The sequence below is a fragment of the Chryseobacterium vietnamense genome, assembly GCF_031454475.1.
Taxonomy (GTDB): domain Bacteria; phylum Bacteroidota; class Bacteroidia; order Flavobacteriales; family Weeksellaceae; genus Chryseobacterium; species Chryseobacterium vietnamense.
Genome location: NZ_JAVDQX010000008.1, coordinates 70441 through 90615, shown reverse-complemented (window position 1 = coordinate 90615; position 20175 = coordinate 70441). Strand labels below are relative to the sequence as shown.

Sequence of the window (20175 nt, the reverse complement as noted above, 5' to 3'; positions counted from 1 at the left end):
TATCATCTTCTGGTTCTTATAAAAAAAACAAAAAAACACATCTATATAAACTATAAACTTATAAAACTATGAACTTACCTTTAATTGCTGGAATTATTGTTGCCGTCGTAGCAACAATCGGATTGATTTTCTGGATTTTATCGATGTATAAAAAAACTGTTCAGGGAATCGTTATTTTAAGAACTGGTTATGGAGGTACAAAAGTCTTCTTTAATGCCGGTATTGTCATTCCTATTATCCACCGTATGGAATCTATGGATATCTCCGTAAAAAAACTGGAGATTTCAAGAGAGGGAAGAGCAGGATTAATCTGCAAAGACAATATGAGAGCAGATATTCAGGTGGCATTTTTTATCCGTGTCAACAAATCAGTAGATGATATTGTGAATGTAGGGCAAACGATTGGTTGTCAGCGTGCTTCAGATGCCCAGACATTAAGAGAATTGTTTGAAGCTAAATTTTCAGAAGCTCTAAAAACGGTAGGAAAGAAATTTGATTTTACAGAATTATATGAAGCAAGAAGCGAGTTCCGTCAGGAAATCCTTGATATCATCGGAACAGATCTTAACGGATATGTGCTGGATGACTGTGCTATAGACTACCTTGAGCAGACTTCTATTGATAAACTGGATAAAGACAATATCCTTGATTCAGAAGGAATTAAGAAAATCACCGAACTTACAGCTACCCAAAATATTAAAGCCAATCAGGTTCGCCGTGATGAAGAAAAAACCATTACCAAACAAAATGTAGAAGCCAGGGAAGCCATTCTGGAGCTTGAAAAACAGCTGGCAGAAAAAGAAGAATCTCAAAAAAGAGAAGTAGCCAATATTAAAGCACGTGAAAATGCAGAAATTCTGAAAGTAGAAGAAGAAGAACGTCTGAGATATGAAACAGTTCGTATTGCTACAGAAGAAAAACTTCAGATTGCAGAAGAAAATAAACTGCGTCAGGTCGTAATTGCTGCTAAAAATAAAGAACGTGCTGATCTGGTAGAAACAGAAAGAGTATTAAAAGATAAAGCACTTGAAGCTACAGAAAGAGAAAGAATTGTCTCTCTTGCTCAGATTGAAAAAGAGAAAGCAATAGAACTGGAGAAGAAAAGTATTCAGGATGCGATCCGCGAGCGTTTGACCATGGAGAAAACCGTGGTGGAAGAACAACAGGGTATCAAGGACCTGGAAGCCTTCAAAACGGCAGAAAGAAACAAACAGGTAGAAATTACCGTAGCCACTCAGGAGGCAGAGAAAAAACTGATCGAAGAAACAAGAGCCGCAGAATCCCGCAGATTGGCCGCAGAAAAAGATGCTCAGAAATATGTCATTGAAGCACAGGCAAAAAGAGATGCTGCTGAAAAAGAAGCTGAAGCACGCAAGATTATTGCAGATGCCAAAGCAAAAGAAGAAGCAACTGTAGGACTATCAGAAGCTCAGGTGATGCATGCAAAAGCAGACGCGGCAGAAAGACAAGGAGTCGCAGAAGCTACAGTGATTGAGAAAAAAGCAGATGCCAACAAAAAAGAAGGAATCGCTCAGGCAGAAGTAATCAAAGAAAAAGCACTGGCAGAAGCAGCAGGAATTACAGAGAAGGCAGAAGCCATGAAGAAACTGAACGATGCCGGAAAAGACCACGAAGAATTCCGTCTTCAGCTTGCCAAAGAAAAAGATGTGGAACTGGCTCAGATCGCTATTCAGAAAGATATCGCAGAAGCTCAGTCTATGGTATTGGCAGAAGCCTTCAAATCTGCAAAAATTGATATCGTAGGAGGAGATAATACTTTCTTTGACAATGTTATCAGACAGGTTTCGGCAGGAAAAGGACTGGACAAATTCATCAGCCACAGCGAAAATGCACAGATTGTAAAAGAAAATCTTCTGGGCGATGGGGAAAACATCATTGGAAAAGTGATGGTAATGGTAGATAAATACAAAATCTCCTCTGATGACATCAAAAATATGAGTATTGCTTCTTTGATCTTTAAACTGAATGGCGTTGCCAATCAACAGGAAAAAGGAATTCTGGAAAGAGCGATGGACATGGCAAAACATCTGGGAGTGGAACACAAACCTGTGAACAATAATCATATGTAATGCAAGAGTGCTTTAGATACTATAAGAGATTCTAAACCTCAAACCTTATAGGTTTTCAAAACCTATAAGGTCTATATCAAAAAAATTTTCAAAGTACCACAAGTTATACAAAGAACTGCTGTGATACAGCAGTCATGACAACCTAAACAAAAACGATGTCAGAACAACTTAATTCCGGAACTTACGAAATTATTCAGAACCGTTTAAATGAGCAGAAGAATGATCTGGTTCAGAGACTTCAGCAGCTTAATGAAAGCCGTAAAAATATATTTGGTGGAGTAGATTTTTCACTCGTTGCCAATGAAAGAATTTCAACGGATCACAGCTGTATTGCCAAAGATATCTATTCATTGGGTGATCTCCTGATATTTGGGTCTAATGCACATCTGGGACTTCAGACGGAAATCAATATTTCGGACGTTTTTTCAATATATAAAATTAATAATGATCGATTTGAGCCTCAGGATCACACCCTGATCAATGATGAGGTTTTCATTGATGAGTTTAAAAACCTTTACAAATATTACAGAAATACTTTCTTTGCTAGATTTACCTTCACGGAAAACTATCTTTATATGGTCTTCCAGCTGTCAGAAAGTACTACAGATATCAAAGCCTTTAAATGGCTGATCAAAGAGAATCAACTGGTCTATGTAGACTCAAGAAGTGCTTCCGAGACTTCATATCCTCAGCAGCATGGCTTTGTATGGACAAAAGCAACGAGAGATATGCAGAGATCCGGAAAACATCCTCATATTTCCCTAGCAGATAAAGTTTTTGTAGAAAGTATTGGTGGAGATATTACTATCAAAGTAGAAGACAATACAGATACCGGAAAGGGAATTTATTCCGAAGATGTAATTCATAAAGATCAGAATCTGGATGATGCCGAGATTCACTTCTGTGATCTTGATAATCTTGTTTTGTTTAAAATAAAACCTTACCAGGAAACAGAACGTTACTTTATTTATAATCATAAGGAAAAGACTGTTTCCAGAGCAGATGCCCTTAAATATTCAGGGCTTTTGCTTCCGGAAAATCAAGGCGTATTATTTTCAAACGGATATGCCCTTCAGACAGGAGGATTAAAAGTCATTTCTCAGGATCAGAACAGGCTTTACTACCTGAAAACTGTTGCAGAGCCCAACGGAGAAAATTTTTTATATGTTTTCTACGATGATAAGACCAACAATTATCAGCTGATCTCGTATAATATCATCACCCAAACCATTGAAACACCCATCCGATGCAGTGGATTTACGTTTCTCAATGATGGAAAGCTGATTTACCTGAGAGAAAGCATTGAAACAACTAAACACCACCTGGCCCAGATCTGGCAGACTCCTTTTTCCAGGGAACTTATGCCCAATCTGGAAAAAGCAGACAGCTTACTTTACAAAATAGGGAATAAGGATATTGTAAGAGTAATGGCAGAGAGTCAGGAGCTGATTACGCTTCTGAACAAAAAAGACTCTTACAGTGGCCTGTATGATGATATCGTAAAACTCTCTACTTTTATTCTGGATACTTATTATTTCCTTGGTGAAGAAGAAGTTCAAAAGCTGGATCAGCCATTGAAGGAGATCAGGGCAATTGCCCATTCTGCCATCAATGAATATGAAAAAGTAGTAGAACAAAGGAAGAATACAGAGGAAACTTTAGAAAAAATAAAGTTGTCCTGTGATAAAATTCTGGATGATACTAAAAGGCTACATTATTCTCAGCTTACAGAATATATTGATGCTCTTTCTCAGATCAGGGCTTTAAGAGGAGAAGTGACAGGAGCAAGAGAGCTTAAATACGCAGACACAGCTTTGCTGGATAGATTAGAAAAATCCCTTGCAGACCGTTATACGGAACTGTCAAATGCCTGTGTGGAATTTTTGCTTCAGGAAGGAGCATTATTGCCATACGAAGAAAGAGCACAGCAGATTTCCGAAGATATTAGTGGCCTGCAGAAAGCAATTGATGCCAGAGTAATTGAAGAAAATATCAATACCCTTTCCGGCCAGCTGGAACTATTGGTGGATATCGTTAATAATCTTAAAATTGAAGATACATCCCAGTCTACCCAGATTATTGAAAATATCTCGCTGATTTTTGCCAGACTGAATCAGGAAAGACTGGAACTCAGCAAAAGAAAAAGAGAAATTTCAGGGAAAGAACTGGCTTCAGATTTTCAGGCGCAGATTACACTATTTGACCAATCTGTGATCAATTTTCTGGAACTTTCACAAACCCCTGAAAAATGTGATGAATATCTAACGAAACTTTCCATTCAACTGGAAGAAATGGAAACGAAATTTATTGATTTCGAAGAATTTATCCAGCAGATAGGAAATAAAAGAGAAGAAGTTTACGGACATTTTCAGAATAAAAGGGTACAACTTACGGAAGCAAGAAATAAAAGGACTCAGAACCTTTTTGATGCTGCCCGGAGAATCCTGAAATCTGTGCAGACCAAAGCAGAATCTTTTAACTCTGAAAACGAGATCAATGGCTATTTTGCCGCCGATCTGATGGTGGAGAAAGTGAGAGATCTCTCCAGACAACTTGCAGAACTGGAAGATTCAGCAAAGTCGGAAGAAATTCAGACATTGTTAAAAACCCAGCAGCAGGAAGCAGTAAGGAAACTGAAAGATAAAAAAGAGATCTATGCAGACGGGGAAAGCGTTATTGCATTGGGAGATTATAAATTTGCAGTCAATCAGCAGAAGCTGGACCTTACTTTGGTGCTTAGAAATGCTCAATATTACTATCACCTTACCGGAACCAGCTTTTATGAATCTTTAAACTTCACAGCTGATGAATTCAAAGAAGTATGGAACCAGGAATTTGTATCAGAAAATAACAAGGTAAAAAGATTTGAATATCTTGCCTGGAATGTGTTTTCCGCTCACAGGGAAATAACCTCAGAGACTGAAAACGAAAAGGCTGTACAGCAGTTTACAGCAGAGCATTTCGGAGAAGGACTGGTAAAAGGAATTCATGATAAAGATGCTGAGACAATTGTATTGAAACTTCAGCAGATGCACAATGAGCTGGGACTGATGAGGTTCACAGCAGAGGAAAGATCATTAGCACAGCTTTTCTGGTTTTTCCTGGAAAGTGATAAAAAAGAGTATTATACCAAACAGTTTGAAGCAGCCGCTATTATTGTTGAATCATTCACTGTAAAGCAGGGATTTGAGTATTTAAGCAGAGAACTTTCAGAGGAAATGAAATCTTTTGCATCAGCCCATGGTATTTTTAAAGAAACGGATTGTATCAATGCTGCCACCTACCTGAAACAGGAAGACAAAGAAAACTTCCTGATTTCAGAAAAAGCAGCAGCATTGTATGAATTGGTCCTGAAAGAACTGAAGGAAAAAGGCAAAGACCTGGAGTTTATAAGCCAGTTACAAGCGATGTGTCAATACCCTCAGGCATGTTACTATATTGCGGAAAGCGCAGTAAAGGCTTTTGATTCAGAGGCTAACCAGGATATTGTACAGGAGGTGGCAGCATTTATCATGACTCAAAAGTTTGATCCGAAAAATATCAGACATATTGCTTATGAAGTAGCCATAAAAGAGCTGAAGTCCCTCGAAAAAGAGACAGAATATCATCTTAACTACTTTGAGTTTGTATCCCGCCTTAGTCATTTTAATACGGTTACCGTTCCTAAATACAAATGTCTTCAGGAATTGAAATACAACTGGGTGGATGAAAAGAAAAAAGCATTGAAGCTTGATACTTTCAAGCCTCAGGTATTAAGCTCATTTGTGAGAAACAAACTGATCAATGATGTCTATTTCCCTCTCATCGGAGCGAATCTTGCCAAGCAACTGGGAACAGCGGGATCTGACAAGAGAACAGACAGAATGGGAATGCTCCTTCTCGTATCTCCACCAGGATATGGAAAAACGACCCTGATGGAGTATATGGCAGAGCGGATGGGATTGGTTTTTATGAAGATCAACGGACCGTCATTAGGATATGATATCGTATCAACAGATCCTTCTGAAGCCAAAAATGCCGGTGCCAGACAAGAACTTGAAAAACTGAATCTTGCCCTGGAAATGGGAGACAATGTTATGCTTTATCTTGATGATATTCAGCACTGTAATCCAGAGTTTTTACAGAAATTCATCTCTCTTGCAGACGGACAGAGAAAGATTGAAGGGATCTACAACGGAGAAAGTAAAACTTATGACCTCCGATCCAAAAGATTCTGCCTCGTCATGGCAGGAAATCCATATACGGAGAGTGGTGAAAAGTTTAAAATTCCAGACATGCTGGCCAACCGTTCAGATACCTATAATTTGGGAGAAATATCCGGTTCGAAAACAGATCTTTTTGACCTGAGTCTTATTGAAAATGCGCTGATGTCTAATGAATATCTGACCAGACTAACGAATCCGGGAATGGAAAACCTATATGAACTCTATGATTGTGTGATTACTGATAATCCTGCCGATAACCTCAAAGGAAATTTCAGCTCCAGTGAAATATCGGATTTCAGAGCAGTACTGAAAAATGCGATCAGGGTGAGAAATATGGTGCTGAAGGTAAACAAAGAATATATTGCCTCTGCAGCTATGTCAGACGATTACAGAAATGAGCCCCCATTCAAACTGCAGGGATCTTACCGTAATATGAATAAACTGATCACACAGATACAGCCTATCCTGAAAGATCAAGAAGTTACCCAGCTTGTCCTGAATCATTATCAGAATGAATCTCAGACGCTGACAACAGGAGCTGAAGCCAATATGCTGAAACTGAAAGAGCTGATAGGAATTCTTTCAGAAGAAGAAACTGAACGCTGGAATGAAATCAAAAAAACCTTTGTCAAAAATAAAACCCTGAAAGGATTGGGTGAAAATGATAAAATGTCCCAGATTGTAGCACTGCTTGCCCAATTTGGAGACGGATTAGAAGGAATCAGAGAAGCTCTGAAAAAAGCAGAACAATAACCATGAAACTTTAAATAGTTGCAAACAGGCTGTTTCAGAAGAAGCAGTCTGTTTTTTTATTCCTATGTTATTATTCATGGTGTGAATGAGAAACTATTCAGGATAAAATCTGCATAATCTGTTTAATCTGCGAGAAGGACTAATGGTTACATAAAAATCTGTACCCATAATATTCTATAGTTCTGTATCTGTATCCAAAATTAAATACTCCATAATTTTGTTTAGCTAAAGAAGAAAATATGGAAACAATCATTCAACATCAGAAGCAGGTTCAATATGCTGAGGCTTATGTATCAGATATGTTGGTGCTGAAAAACATCTTTCTGGAAACACAGCATGTAGAGAAAGCAGATCAGAATTTCGGACTTCCTTTTCTTTTGGCTAAAAATGGTAGGGAAGTCATTGCTTTTGCTAGTCTCATCATCGATGAAAAGGAAAATATATCGTTTAAAATCTATGATAAAAGCAGAATGACAGAAGCCGAAAAAAGAAACTTTTCTTCCCGGGCTGAAAGATATTGCAAAAATAATAATACGCCCAATTTCAGGGATCCGGAACAGTTAAAAAGTAGTATCAACAGTATGATCAGCTGGCTGAATCCTGAATAAAAACAGGATAAAATTGTACATTTACGTAAAACCCGGATTCTATGTCTAAAGATGTTCTGTACCTTAAAATAGCCAATTCTGTCACAGAGCAGATTAAAAGCGAAACCCTGCAGTTTGGAGACAGGCTGCCTTCACTGAGAAGTGCCCAGAAATTATACAATGTAAGCCTGAATACCGTGAAACAAGCCTATATGGAACTGGAAAGCCGTTCTTTGGTAGAATCACGCCCCAAATATGGATATTATGTAAGCCAGACTTCCCAGCGAAAGCTTGCGCTGCCCTCCGTGGCTCAAATGAAGGTTTCAGAAGGGAAGAACACTCCACAGGATCTTATTGATAAGGTATTTGGAGTGATTGCAGGAACAGATATAACACAGTTTGGATTGGGAATTCCGGGCAAAAGTCTTCTTCCGGTAGCCAAGATGAAGAAATGTATGATTGATGTGATCAAAAGGAAAAGCGACAGTGGAACAAACTATGAACCTGTACAGGGAAGCGAAGTGCTTCGCCGGGAAATTGCCAAATGGTCAATGGTCATGGAAGGGAAAATCACAGAAGATGATCTTGTGATTACTTCCGGAGCGATGAATGCCGTTTACAATTGCTTAATGGCCGTGACGCAACCGGGAGATTCAGTAGCGGTGGAAAGCCCTGTATACTTCGGAATTCTTCAGGCTATTCAGTTATTAGGACTGAAAGCTGTGGAAATTCCTACCCATCCGATTACCGGAGTAGATCTGGATGAGTTAAAAAAGGTGCTGCCGAAGCTTTCTGCATGTTGTTTTGTGGTGAATTATAATAATCCGCTGGGATTTCAGATGCCCGATGAAAACAAGAAAGAGCTGGTAAGGATGCTTACGGAATATAATGTTCCTTTGGTGGAGGACGATGTCTATGGAAACATCTATTTCGGAGCCGGAAGACCGAAACCATGTAAATTTTATGATGAAGCTGGAATTGTGATGTGGGTAGGTTCAGTTTCAAAAACACTGGCGCCCGGTTTTAGGATTGGATGGGTCGCTCCCGGAAAGTTCAAAGAAAAAATTATCCGTCAGAAACTGGTCCAGACGGTGAGCGGACCTTCTTTGTTTTCTGATGTGATTGCAGATTTCCTTGCCCACGGAAGATATGATCATCATTTGAGAATGTTCAGAAAGAAATTGTACGCCAACTACCTCCAGATCCAAAAATCGGTGATTGAGTATTTTCCGGATAACACAAAAATCTCAGAACCTAAAGGAGGATTTATGCTCTGGCTGGAACTGGATAAGAGGATTTGTACAGAAGACCTGTATGATGAAGCGGTCAGTCAGAAAGTTAATTTCGCTCCGGGAAGGATGTTTTCACAATATAATCAGTACCAGAACTGTATGCGTCTGAATTACGCATTGGAGTGGACAGACAGGGTGGAAAGTGACCTGAAGAAACTTGGAAAAATGATCAAAAACAGAATTTAATAAACCATATAGCGATGAATGATAGTAAAAATGAAGTAAAAATTATATCCTATGAACCTCAATATAAAGAAGCTTTCAAAGCTTTGAATGAAGAATGGATCAAAACGTTTTTTGTAATGGAAGCAGGTGATTATAAGCTGCTGGATCATCCGGAAGAGGAGATTTTAAATAAAGAAGGACACATTGTCTTTGCTTTGCTGGATGGAGAAGCGGTAGGAACTTGTGCATTAGTGAAAACGGAAGATCATCCTCTTACTTTTGAGCTTTCAAAGATGGCGGTAAGCCCTAAGGCGCAAGGGAAAAAATTAGGCTATCTGCTGGGAAAAACTTTAGTGGAAAAAGCAAGAGAACTCAATGCAGAAAAAGTCTTTTTAGTCACTAACTCTATTCTGATTCCCGCCATAAAACTTTATGAAAAATTAGGCTTTATCCATACCCCTGTCGGTCATGCTGAGTACGACCGTGCAGATGTCAGAATGGAGTTGATTTTCAATACATAAACAAAAAAAATATTAGAACTCGGATAGGAATATCCTTGTTCTAATATCAAATGTAAATCTAATTGTTTTACTGTTTTATTTCTTGATAAAAGTCCTTGTCAGTGAATTTCTGCTTCCGGTAATTGTAAGGAAATATACTCCAGCCGGAAGATTCCCGATATTAATTTTTTCATCATAAAAACCTCTTGACGACTGAAAATTTGAGGTTGAAATATGCACTCCTTTACTGTCAATGATTTCTGCTTTAATTTCCTTATCTTCAGTCTTATACTGGATTCCAATGAATGTTGAAACAGGATTCGGATACATTTTAAAATCTTCAGCCATTACTTTCGTTTCTTTTGCTGATAATATTTCTTTGGAACATGCCGGAATTCTGTTCACTCCGTCAATTCCCCACGAAGACTGCACCGGAATACAAAGCCAGTTCAATACCGTTGGGAAATGATCTGTTTCTCTTGTCGTTGAGGTGTAATCGTATACCTTAAAATTGTTCACTGTATTGGCATTATACGTTGGCGAACCAGTTACAGTCATATTATTAGTATTTGGACCTGAATCCGTCAATGTATTTCCTGAAGTTCCGTTACATTTCCAATTGGCTATTAGTTGAGAATAATAAGGATGTGAAGAGGTAATATCCTGATTAGCCCAATTCACAATCACATCATTTGGAAGAGCAGACTTCCATATTCTTATATCTTTATAAGAAGCCGCGAGATTAATTCCATAAGCATTCGTACCATCCTGATTTAAAGTTAAAGGAAGCCCGGAATCAATATTTCCAATGGTATTCATTTTAGCAAAAGTTACCGGAACACCATCTTCATATAAAGTTACAAGGCCATCTCTGTCAAAGCTCGCAGCAATATGTTTCCATTTATTGGTTTCTACTTTTCCGCCAACAAGATCAATTCTGTTCGTTCCGTCCCCAATATTCATCTTGAAAGTCTGCCCGGAATATCCTGAGAAAACGAATCCTTTATTTTTCCCGTTAGCCCAGTTTTTATTGCTGATCATCACCGGATCACTGGAATAAGATGCATTGGGCTTTACCCAAAATTCAATCGTAAAATCCTGATTTGCTCCAAAATTAAAAGGAGTCTGGTTTGCCGGTTTTGCATACGTTCCTGCCGGAAAATTCAACTGATTAAATGTTTTATTGGATTCCAGTACCGTTTTACTGATCTTCTGTGGAGTAAATCCCGGATTGGAATACACCGTAAAAATATTTCTTTCAGAAAGGTTTCCGCCGCCATGAGAACTGTCTACCGCTCCATGATCTGTAGTCAAAACGACCAACCAATCTTCATTGTTATAAGAAGGTCTGCTTTTCATAGCGGCAACAATCTCTCCTACATAAGTGTCTGTAGTTTTAATAGAAGAAACATATTGAGGAATACCTGATGAGAATCCGTAAGAATGTCCTGCGTGGTCTACATCGTCAAAATCTACAAAGAGAATATCCGGATTATCATTTTGCAAAGCTGTAACGGCTGCATTTTTTACGGCAAGATCTGTAGAAAGATTGGTTTTCACATCAGCGTTTTGGATAATTTTATCGTTGATGGGTGACCAGTGAGCCAAAGAAATTGTTCTTAAATTAGAGTTGTAATTCTCTGCTCTCGTCATAAAATCAGGATAATTGACATAGTTCGGACTGGTGAAATTATTATCCTGAACATTATGTTTGGTATGCCATACTCCGGTAAGCATAGTGCTCCAGCCGTTTCCGCTCCAGGTAGTGGCAGAACAAAGACCGTCAACAGAATAGATTGACTGACTGATAAGGTTTTGAATGTTTGGAGTAGGCGTAGACATCATGACGTCTGCACGACAACCGTCAATTCCGATAAAAAGTACTTTTTTTGTCTGAGCTCCAAGAAAGCAGCTCATTACAACAGTCATTGAGAATAGTTTTGTTTTCATAGGGAAAAAGAGTTTTTTTAAAAGTATAAAAGTTTACAAATAGTAATTTATTTTTAACTATTGTAAAATTAGTTTACTATTTGTAAATATTTATAAACTGAAAGTTAATTAATTGATAATTAAAAAGTTCGTAGGAAAACTTAGAAAATGACCACAAAAGTCACAAAAGAAAGTGATTCTGTTTATTTTAAGTTTCAGGCTTTTTGAATAGAAGATCAAAAAAGGTTGCTGGAAATGTCGGTTATAACAAATACCTAATAATCCGTACTACATTCCCCTCCTCCGGAGGGGTGTCAAATCTATGATTTGACGGGGTGGTAAAAACACAAACATTTCCAATGAATTATCATGAAAACATTTGTGTCAAGAAGTAATAAAAAATAGTTTGAAGAAAAGGTATTTAAAGAATACCCTCAGCCTCAGAAATCGTATTCAGAATATAATCAGGAGAGGCCTTCTCAAGTTCTTTTCTGCTTTGAGCCCCGGAGAGAACTGCAATCGTTAATCCACAGCCTGCATTTTTACCCTCTTCAACATCAATGACAGAATCTCCTGCCTTTAAAACTTTGTGAGCTTCAGTGATATTGAATTTCTTCATGGCAAGATGAATCATTTCAGGGCTTGGACGGCTTTGCGAAACATCGTCCGCAGTAATCAAAGCATCAAAATGAATACTTTCTTTCCAGTTGAGTTTATTCAAAAGCTGATGAGCGATTTCAGAAGTATATCCGGTATTTAAAACGATCTTTTTATTTTGAGACTTCATGCTGAGCAGGAAATCTTCCGTTCCGTTGATGGGTTTTACTTCAAGGTTTTTATAAGATTCTTTAAGCTGATCTGAGAAATTTTCAAAAATAGCGGCAGCATCATCTTCATTTCCGTTCATTTCTTTTAAAAGACTTGTAATAGCTTCCAGTTTTTCCATTCCGGCACAGCTGGATAATACTTTTTCAAGGCTTACAACATAGCCGTAATCATTCACAGCGCTGGTAAGTGTTTTGTATACTACATTGTCCTCATCAATCGTTGTTCCGGCCATATCCAGAACTAATAATTCTATATTTTTCATTTAAATTTTATGCGTAAATTTTTTCAATATTAAATTTGGAGAAGCCACCGCTTCCCGTCATTCCTTTTCCTCCGATACCCGTTACAATATGAATATTCGCAGATGGGCTGTGCTCGAAAATATCTTTGGTTTTGCATTGGGAATAGATTCCAAACCATCTTCTCTGGATTTCATACGTGGGAAGATCAATGATTTTCTTAGCCTCATGGATCATGAATTCATCAATCTCCATATTAAGATCATATCCAAGATCATCTGAATTTTTAGCGTCTGCATATTCATGAGAATCTCCGATGATGACAGAACCGTCAAGTGCTTGTTTGAATAAAATATGAACTCCGTATTTCTTTTCAAAAGAATTTGGGTTTTCTAAAGCCTTGATTTTCTGAAAAGAAGGACATTCGCTGAATGATTCATATCTTCTCACAGAAAGCCCGGTAAGGATATTTCCCTGAAGCGAATAAATTCCCTGCGGTTTGGTCTGAAGCATCTGAAGCTTACTCACTTCCAGATCACTGTCATTGAATACTTTAGGATATAAAGTTTTAAACTCATGCCCGCCGCAGATAATGATTTTAGAAGCGTTGAATGCCGTTCCGTCTGCTGCTACAGCAGTACATTTCTGATCATCTTCATGGGTTTCAAGAACTGTGGTGTTATAAAAAATCTGCAATCCCATCTTTTCGTGAAGCAGCTTATGAAGCTTTACAATCATATCTGCAGAATCTACAGAAAGTTCCTGCGGAAAGAACAGTCCTCCTTTGCAATAATCCGAACGGAGACCGTCATATTTCTTGATACAGTCGCTTTTTGATAATAAAACAGATTCATAATCATTGTTTCTGTTGATTTCATACAGCTCTTCAATCAGCTGAAGTTCTTCGTCATTGGAAGCGATATATACAGATCCGTTTTGTCTGATGGTAAGATCTGCCTGCGTGTGAAGTTCATGATAGATAGCAAGGCTTTCTCTTCCGAAATTCTGCCATTTCAGATCCATTCCGGAAGGTACTACCTGTCCGAAATTCCTTACAGTAGCACCCTGAGGAACAGAATTTCTTTCCAGTATGGCTACCTTAAGGTTTTTCTTCAGCGCATGATAAGCATGGAATGTTCCTAAAATTCCACCTCCTACAACGAGTAAATCAAATTTTGTTGTCATTGTATTATTATTTATAAAATTTTCGACGTATCGAAATTGATGAATTGATTAGAGTTTGAGTTTAAGTTTGATTTCGGCTTTGACTTGTTCCTGAAAGCCAGAAAAGCAATCACCGAAAGAATGAAAACCGTAACGGTGATGATATAATTTAAATTGATATAAAAATGTAACCATGAAGTCTGAGCCGAGCCAAAGTTTTTATATAAAAGAATCAGAACACTTCCCAGATACCCGAATGAATCTACAATATAGATCAGAAAACCTACATTCCCTTTGATCTCAAAAGCAGCAATCATCCGGTCAAAATAAATTCCGTTAAAAGGAATATAACAGATATACATTCCGAAGCCGGAAACCGTCATCCATAAAAACGGAGATAATGAACCCTGCTGAAAAAGATAAGTAGAAAGGCCTACGGTGAGAATTCCCGCAAAAAGAATATAATGATAGTATGTAAATGCTTTTTTGTTATTTTTCACTTTCACCATAAAACTTAAGATCAAAAGAACCATCACCGCAATAGGAATCTCCGTTAAGGTAAAAATAGAGCTGTCGAAACTGAAATGCAGTCCGTCCCAGATTTCCCGGTTGAAATTATCCCTGAAGTCCCTTAAAACCGTTAAGCTGATATACAGAAATATAATACACACAATCGGAACAAAAAACTGCTGGATCAATGCTTTTCTTTCTGCACCATTCAATGGCTGTCTTTTGTTTTTAAGCAAAATATCTTCGTCTGAAGGTTGGGGAATTCTTTCAAGAAGCAGTCCGAAAAGAATCAATGGAATAATAAAGATAAGTCCGGCAGAAAACGGCATCCAGAATTCGGAAATTGAGAATGTATCCATTAAAAATTTCCCTGCCGACTTTGTAAATCCTGAAGAAACAACAAAGCTTGAACATAAAAACAAGCCAATGATTTCTGTCGTTTTGCGCCCTTCGATGTAGGAAAAAACAATTCCCCAGATCATTCCCAGTGGAATTCCATTGATGAACATACATATAATATTGTAAGGAGCGGGAACAGCTGCAAATCCTAACAACGCAAGTTCTGCAATGGCAATGAAAACAAACAGGTTAGTAAGTCTTTTCTGGGGTTTCAGTTCGGAAATAAATTTGATCCCGATGAATTTTGAAATAAAATAACCTACTGCCTGTGCAATGATAATCAGAATCTTATAATCGACTCCGAAATAAGAAAGTCCCTCAAAAGAAGCTACAGTGAAAGGCTTTCTGAAGCCGTACATGCAGAAGTAAACACCAAAAGCAGCAAAAGCGGCCTTCAGTGTTACTAATGTTTTTTTATTGATTTTTCTGGCCATAATCATGGTTTAGAAGTTCAGTTTTACTCCAAGATTGAATCGTACTCCGTAGTATTCTACCTGCTCAGGACGGTCTTCATTTTTACCAAAGTGATAGATCAGAGGTTTGTTCAGAATATTGTTCACATCGGCGTATAAAGTAAGGTATTTGGTAAACTGATAAGAGCCTCCGAAATCAAGATTGCTGTATTTACCATAATAAGAATCATTGATGTCTTCCTCAGCATATTCTACAGCATATTTCCCTTTATAGTTATAAGCCAGTCTCGCGTTGAATCCTTTTTTCTCAAAGAAAAGCTGCGCGTTATATAATTCATTTGCCTGATAAGGTAGGTCAACGATTCTTCCGCTTGACTTTTCCATTTCAGAAGTCATGAAGGTGGCATTCAGCTGCACTCCGAAGTACTGTAAAAATCCCGGAAGAAAATCAAATCTCTTGTTGATTCCCAATTCAATACCTCCTAACCATGCTGCTTTTCCGTTATTTGGAGCGGTAAATTGTACTCCGTTGTTTCCATTATAATTTCCAATAAAAGAATCCTGGAAAATAGGATCTGTAATGGATTTATAGAAAACTCCTCCGCTTAAAATCCCTACATTAGAGAAATAATATTCTCCCATCATGTCAAAGTTCAAAGAATAAGTAGGATTAAGATTTGGATTTCCACCTTTAAACTCGTTATCTGCTTCAATATAAGTTCCTCCCGGCGTAAGATCTCCAAAATTCGGTCTTGAGAAAGTTCTTGTCGCTGCAAAACGAAGGTTAGCCTTATCGTTTAAAGTATATTTCAAATGAATCATCGGAAGAACGGCCAGATAGTTTTTGGTATTTTCTACTGGTGTCAATACGTTATCATTCACGCTATATCCTTTTACTTTGGTATTGGTGTTTGATAATCTGATTCCTCCTAAAATCGTAATCTTATCATTCAGTTTATAAGTTGCCATCCCGTAAGCATCTGCATGTTTTTCAAAAACATCAAAATTTCTTCCTAATGCTTTATTGTATTCCAACGCTTCAGAATCAGCAGTATTAATTTTCAGATTTCCCTGATGATCATACCAGAACTGATTCATTCCAGTGGTGGAAAGTACCGGCCCGAAAGTATTCCCGACGTGGGTATTCATTTCACTTAAATATTTCGGTCCGTTGGGCTGTGTTGTGATATATGGTGAAAAATCAGACAAAAGAGGTGCTGTACCACTGCTCCAGTTGTAGAAAATATCAGAGAATTTTGCATTACGCTCTTTATCTCTGTATTTAAAACCATACTTTAAAGTCAGTTTATCAGAAGCATTGATCTCATGGTTGAAAGCTGCAACGATTTTATCCATTTCCTCTACAAAAACCTTATAAAATTCAAGATCTGTAAATCTCATCTGGGAAGCATCCATTTTAAAGTTAGGATCACTGTAAAAACCAAATAAAGCATCAGGGTTTTTATAATTTAATTTCCCGCCATCTGCTTTCCAGTAAGCTCTGGGGCCATTTCCATGGTTGGAAATATAATCAGGATTAATACCTACACCAGATTGAGTATACTTGATAACATAATAAGAATTGTTCTGCTTGTCAGGGATATTTCCATACTTGAATTTGTTGTCGTAATAAGATAAATCCCAGTCGATTTTCCCTTTATTGAATTGATGAACCGCTCCCAAAGAAACCGAAGTAAGTTCTGTAATCAGTAAATTGTGGATGTTCTGAAGTTCAACTCTTGCTGTATTATTGGCACTGCTGAACTTATCAAATCGGATTCTATGTTTGTAATGGGTTTCGTCATCCGATAAGGTACCATACATTCCTTTTAAATAGAAAGTCGTTTTTGGAGAAAGTACATATTCAAATGCGGTATTGATTCCCGTTGTTTTTCTTACCCCGTTATAATCACGAAGTTCCAGTCTGAAAACACCTTCGTCTCCGCTTCTTCTGGCCTCGAAATTATCTGTAGACCAGTTTCTTATGAAATGAGCAAAATTGAACAAATACCCGAATTTCTTATCTTTTGTTCTTCCTCCATACAAGAATCCAAGGTTGTAAACGCCTTTGTCAGCTTTTGCATTATATCCGCTTCCAATTGTTGCTTTGAATTCTGTCTTCATTGGTGGAGTTTTGGTGATAAAGTTTACGCCACCACCAATTCCGTCTGCTTCCATATCTGGGCTAAAAGACTTGTTTACATGCACATACGAGATCAGTTCCGTAGGAAAGAAGTCGAAAGCTGTCGCTCTGGAAGTTGTTTCTTCCTCAGCCGTTGGTAGTCTGTTTCCATTGATGGTTGTAGATGCCCAGAATGGTGGAAGTCCTCTCAGGGAAACAAATCTCCCCTCACCCTGATCTCTTTCAATAGAAACTCCCTGTACACGCTGTACCGTCTCTGCTGCATTTCTGTCTGGTAGCTTTCCGATTCCGTCTGAAGCAATAATATTGGTGATGTTGATGGCATTTTTCTGAAGATTTAATGCTCTTGCTTCTGTATTTTTAAGTGTTCCCGTAACCACTATTTCATCAATATTTTTTCCGGGCTGGGAAAGTTTTATGATTCCTAAATCAACTGTTTGTTCCGGTTTCAGATCCACATTGATGTCTGAAGATTCGTAACCTATATAACTGATTTGTAAAATATATTGGCCTTCTTTGATATCATTAATGGCAAATTTTCCTTCAATATCAGTTATTATATTTCTGGATAAGCCTTTTATTTTAACTGTGGCCCCGGGGAGAGGCTGACTGTCGTCAAGAACAGTTCCTATAATTAACTGTTTCTGCGCTGAAACAAATACAATGAAACAGACAAAAACAAGGGTAAGTAATTTCTCTAAATTTGTTTTCATTTTTACATATATTAAATTTTTTATGCAAATCACGCCAATAATTTTAATATATATAAATATTTAGTGTTAAGTATTGTTTAATAAATAGACTCTGTTTGTTACAGCTGTTTTACTTTGAAAAGCATTAAATCTGATCTTTGAAAACTGGACGAAACAGAGATTGACGCGGTTCACATCATGTTTCCAGTAAATATTGCCTTATAATTATGCAATTGAAATTGAGCCAAAACAGTGATGTTTTAGTTAATATTCCGTTCATTTAGGAAGAATATGCAAAATCAAAAGTTGCATATTTGTAAACTTTTGTATTGTATGAAAATCGGAAATTGAGGGATAGTGAGTAAAATGATTATTATTTGAGACACAAAGGTTATGATTGAAACAGTATATTTATAAGGAAGCAAGGCGGCGATCTTGTCGCTGATGAAGCATTGCATACACTTGGAATGAACCTATTCTCGACGTGTCATTCTGAATGAAATGAAATACAAATAAGATTCTTCCTTCGTCAGAATGACAAAAGTCAAGTAAGAACTTTGCGTTAAAAAAATATGTTGTTATGCAGTATAAAAATAAAGAACAAGCATCACACAGCTTTCATCACTGATGCTTACAGGAACATGTGGAAATTTTCCGTTGAAATACAAAGAATCACCCTCTTTTAAGATGACTTCTTCATTATCAATCACATATTTCACCTCTCCTTTCAGAATATATTTGAATTCCCAGGCATCCGTAATTACTTTTTCCCTTTTAGAATTGGGCTCAAGAGTCAGTAGAACAGCTTCAAAACCCAAAGAATGAAGACTTTTGCTGAAGATATGCATGTATTTAAAACCTTCGGCTTCTACTTCTTTTTCAATGACTTGCTGGCTTTCTTTAGGAACATAAATGAATTTGGCGTTGGATTTTTTCTCAACTCCTTCGAAAAAATAGCTGGCATCTATTTCAAGAGACTGAATCAGATCTAATAAAACAGGAAGGGAAGGAATAGTTCTGCCATTTTCAATCCTGGAAACAAGACCGTTGCTCACATTGGCTTTGAAAGCCAGATCGTTAATGGTTAAATTATTCTTTTTTCTAATATCCTTTAATCTCTTGCCGATACCTATTAAAAAATCGTTCATACTGTGTGCAATTTAACCTGATTATTTTTTCATCATTATACTCAAAACAAAGGTAATATTATTCTATATAGGTTGTATGGTAAAAAGAGGAATTCACAAAAAGGTAAAGTGATACAAAAGTGGAAAAATAAAAAACGCAAAGTTGGCAAGTTTATTAATTATGCTGTTTTATTTTTCGGTAGCGAGTGCACTTCGTTCAGCTAAGAATGTGATCATTGCATAGTGAAACGCCCTTGCGATCACTGTATAATTTTATATTGAAATTTCTTTGCGGATTTTGTGTTACATCTAATCCATTTGAACGGAAGCATAACCGTTTGTATCTTCCAGACTCCCTTATTCTTTCTCTATTCCAGGTTTGCTCATCCCAAGAAAATTTCCCTATTTTTGTGAAACTCCTTATTTCATTTATGAAAAAAATTATTCTTATCGAAGACGAAACCAGTGTAGTATCTTTCATTAAAAAGGGACTTCAGGAAAATGGATATGAGATTTCTGTAGCTTTTGACGGGCGTACAGGAGTACAGCTGGTACAGGCTAACGATTTTGATCTGGTAATTTTAGACATTATGCTTCCGGAAATGAATGGTCTGGATGTATGTAAAGAAATAAGAAAAACCAATCAGAGCGTTCCGATTTTGTTTTTAACGGCATTGGGAACTTCTGAAAATATTGTTCTCGGCCTGGAAAGCGGAGGAGATGATTATCTGGTGAAACCTTTCAAATTCATTGAACTGGTGGCACGTGTGAAGTCTTTGCTAAGAAGAAGTAACAACAATGGCCCGCAGGAAATCGCTGAACCGGAGCCGGATAATGAACATGTTTTTCAGTTTTCGGATCTGATGGTGAATGATTATACAAAGAAAGTAACCCGCGCGGGAGAAGACATTTCTCTTACATCAACAGAATATAAACTCCTGTTGTATTTCCTGAATAATCCTGAAAAAGTAATTTCAAGAGCAGAAATTCTGGATGCAGTCTGGGGAGTAAATTATGAGCTGGGAACCAATGTGGTAGATGTATATGTTAATTATTTAAGGAAAAAACTGGATAGCCAGGATGAGAATAAATTGATTCATACCGTGATAGGAATGGGGTATGTATTGAAAAAAACATAA

12 protein-coding genes are annotated in these 20175 nt (G+C 37.4%); 6 read left to right on the top strand and 6 right to left on the bottom strand.

Features of this window, described 5'->3' with window-relative positions; genetic code table 11:
• The first annotated feature begins 68 nt into the window (after window positions 1-68).
• The 5 genes from J2786_RS21890 to J2786_RS21870 all read left to right on the top strand — a co-directional run bounded on the left by J2786_RS21890 (window position 69) and on the right by J2786_RS21870 (window position 9613).
• Complete coding sequence (locus J2786_RS21890; RefSeq protein WP_047426337.1) at window positions 69-2090, top strand: flotillin family protein; 2022 nt, start codon at window positions 69-71, stop codon at window positions 2088-2090.
• Window positions 2091-2245: 155 nt separating this feature from the next.
• Complete coding sequence (locus J2786_RS21885; RefSeq protein WP_047426334.1) at window positions 2246-7048, top strand: DNA repair ATPase; 4803 nt, start codon at window positions 2246-2248, stop codon at window positions 7046-7048.
• A 239-nt stretch (window positions 7049-7287) separates the two neighbouring features.
• Window positions 7288-7656: a hypothetical protein gene (locus J2786_RS21880; protein WP_047426332.1), complete on the top strand. Its 369-nt coding sequence runs from the start codon at window positions 7288-7290 to the stop codon at window positions 7654-7656.
• 41 nt (window positions 7657-7697) lie between these two features.
• Window positions 7698-9113 carry an aminotransferase-like domain-containing protein gene (locus J2786_RS21875; protein WP_047426330.1) on the top strand — a complete coding sequence of 472 codons (1416 nt, stop codon included), beginning with the start codon at window positions 7698-7700 and terminating at the stop codon, window positions 9111-9113.
• Window positions 9114-9127: 14 nt separating this feature from the next.
• Entirely contained in the window at window positions 9128-9613 is a 486-nt protein-coding gene (locus tag J2786_RS21870; RefSeq protein WP_047426328.1) for a GNAT family N-acetyltransferase, read from the top strand.
• 75 nt (window positions 9614-9688) lie between these two features.
• On the opposite strand, the gene J2786_RS21865 is transcribed toward J2786_RS21870, so the two are convergent.
• The 6 genes from J2786_RS21865 to J2786_RS21840 all read right to left on the bottom strand — a co-directional run bounded on the left by J2786_RS21865 (window position 9689) and on the right by J2786_RS21840 (window position 19057).
• Window positions 9689-11542: an alkaline phosphatase family protein gene (locus J2786_RS21865; protein WP_047426326.1), complete on the bottom strand. Its 1854-nt coding sequence runs from the start codon at window positions 11540-11542 to the stop codon at window positions 9689-9691.
• Between the two features lie 400 nt (window positions 11543-11942).
• Window positions 11943-12611, bottom strand: coding sequence for an HAD-IA family hydrolase (locus J2786_RS21860; protein WP_047426325.1), 669 nt, complete (start codon window positions 12609-12611; stop codon window positions 11943-11945).
• Window positions 12612-12618: 7 nt separating this feature from the next.
• Window positions 12619-13773 (bottom strand): TIGR03364 family FAD-dependent oxidoreductase, encoded by a 1155-nt coding sequence (locus J2786_RS21855; protein ID WP_047426323.1) that lies wholly within the window; start codon window positions 13771-13773, stop codon window positions 12619-12621.
• An 11-nt stretch (window positions 13774-13784) separates the two neighbouring features.
• The gene (locus J2786_RS21850) at window positions 13785-15095 is read right to left on the bottom strand and encodes a DUF5690 family protein (RefSeq protein ID WP_047427766.1); all 1311 of its coding nucleotides are present in this window, start codon (window positions 15093-15095) and stop codon (window positions 13785-13787) included.
• A 9-nt stretch (window positions 15096-15104) separates the two neighbouring features.
• Window positions 15105-17930 (bottom strand): TonB-dependent receptor, encoded by a 2826-nt coding sequence (locus J2786_RS21845; protein WP_310026775.1) that lies wholly within the window; start codon window positions 17928-17930, stop codon window positions 15105-15107.
• Between the two features lie 557 nt (window positions 17931-18487).
• Window positions 18488-19057, bottom strand: coding sequence for a helix-turn-helix domain-containing protein (locus J2786_RS21840; protein WP_047426317.1), 570 nt, complete (start codon window positions 19055-19057; stop codon window positions 18488-18490).
• 410 nt (window positions 19058-19467) lie between these two features.
• Here J2786_RS21840 and J2786_RS21835 point away from each other — a divergent pair, with 410 nt between their 5' ends.
• Complete coding sequence (locus J2786_RS21835; protein WP_047426315.1) at window positions 19468-20175, top strand: response regulator transcription factor; 708 nt, start codon at window positions 19468-19470, stop codon at window positions 20173-20175.

Bases quoted from the DNA above. Each gene is read 5' to 3' on its own strand.
- J2786_RS21890 (WP_047426337.1), top strand. From the start codon at position 69: ATGAACTTACCTTTAATTGCTGGAATTATTGTTGCCGTCGTAGCAACA.
- J2786_RS21885 (WP_047426334.1), top strand. From the start codon at position 2,246: ATGTCAGAACAACTTAATTCCGGAACTTACGAAATTATTCAGAACCGT.
- J2786_RS21880 (WP_047426332.1), top strand. From the start codon at position 7,288: ATGGAAACAATCATTCAACATCAGAAGCAGGTTCAATATGCTGAGGCT.
- J2786_RS21875 (WP_047426330.1), top strand. From the start codon at position 7,698: ATGTCTAAAGATGTTCTGTACCTTAAAATAGCCAATTCTGTCACAGAG.
- J2786_RS21870 (WP_047426328.1), top strand. From the start codon at position 9,128: ATGAATGATAGTAAAAATGAAGTAAAAATTATATCCTATGAACCTCAA.
- J2786_RS21865 (WP_047426326.1), bottom strand. From the start codon at position 11,542: ATGAAAACAAAACTATTCTCAATGACTGTTGTAATGAGCTGCTTTCTT.
- J2786_RS21860 (WP_047426325.1), bottom strand. From the start codon at position 12,611: ATGAAAAATATAGAATTATTAGTTCTGGATATGGCCGGAACAACGATT.
- J2786_RS21855 (WP_047426323.1), bottom strand. From the start codon at position 13,773: ATGACAACAAAATTTGATTTACTCGTTGTAGGAGGTGGAATTTTAGGA.
- J2786_RS21850 (WP_047427766.1), bottom strand. From the start codon at position 15,095: ATGGCCAGAAAAATCAATAAAAAAACATTAGTAACACTGAAGGCCGCT.
- J2786_RS21845 (WP_310026775.1), bottom strand. From the start codon at position 17,930: ATGAAAACAAATTTAGAGAAATTACTTACCCTTGTTTTTGTCTGTTTC.
- J2786_RS21840 (WP_047426317.1), bottom strand. From the start codon at position 19,057: ATGAACGATTTTTTAATAGGTATCGGCAAGAGATTAAAGGATATTAGA.
- J2786_RS21835 (WP_047426315.1), top strand. From the start codon at position 19,468: ATGAAAAAAATTATTCTTATCGAAGACGAAACCAGTGTAGTATCTTTC.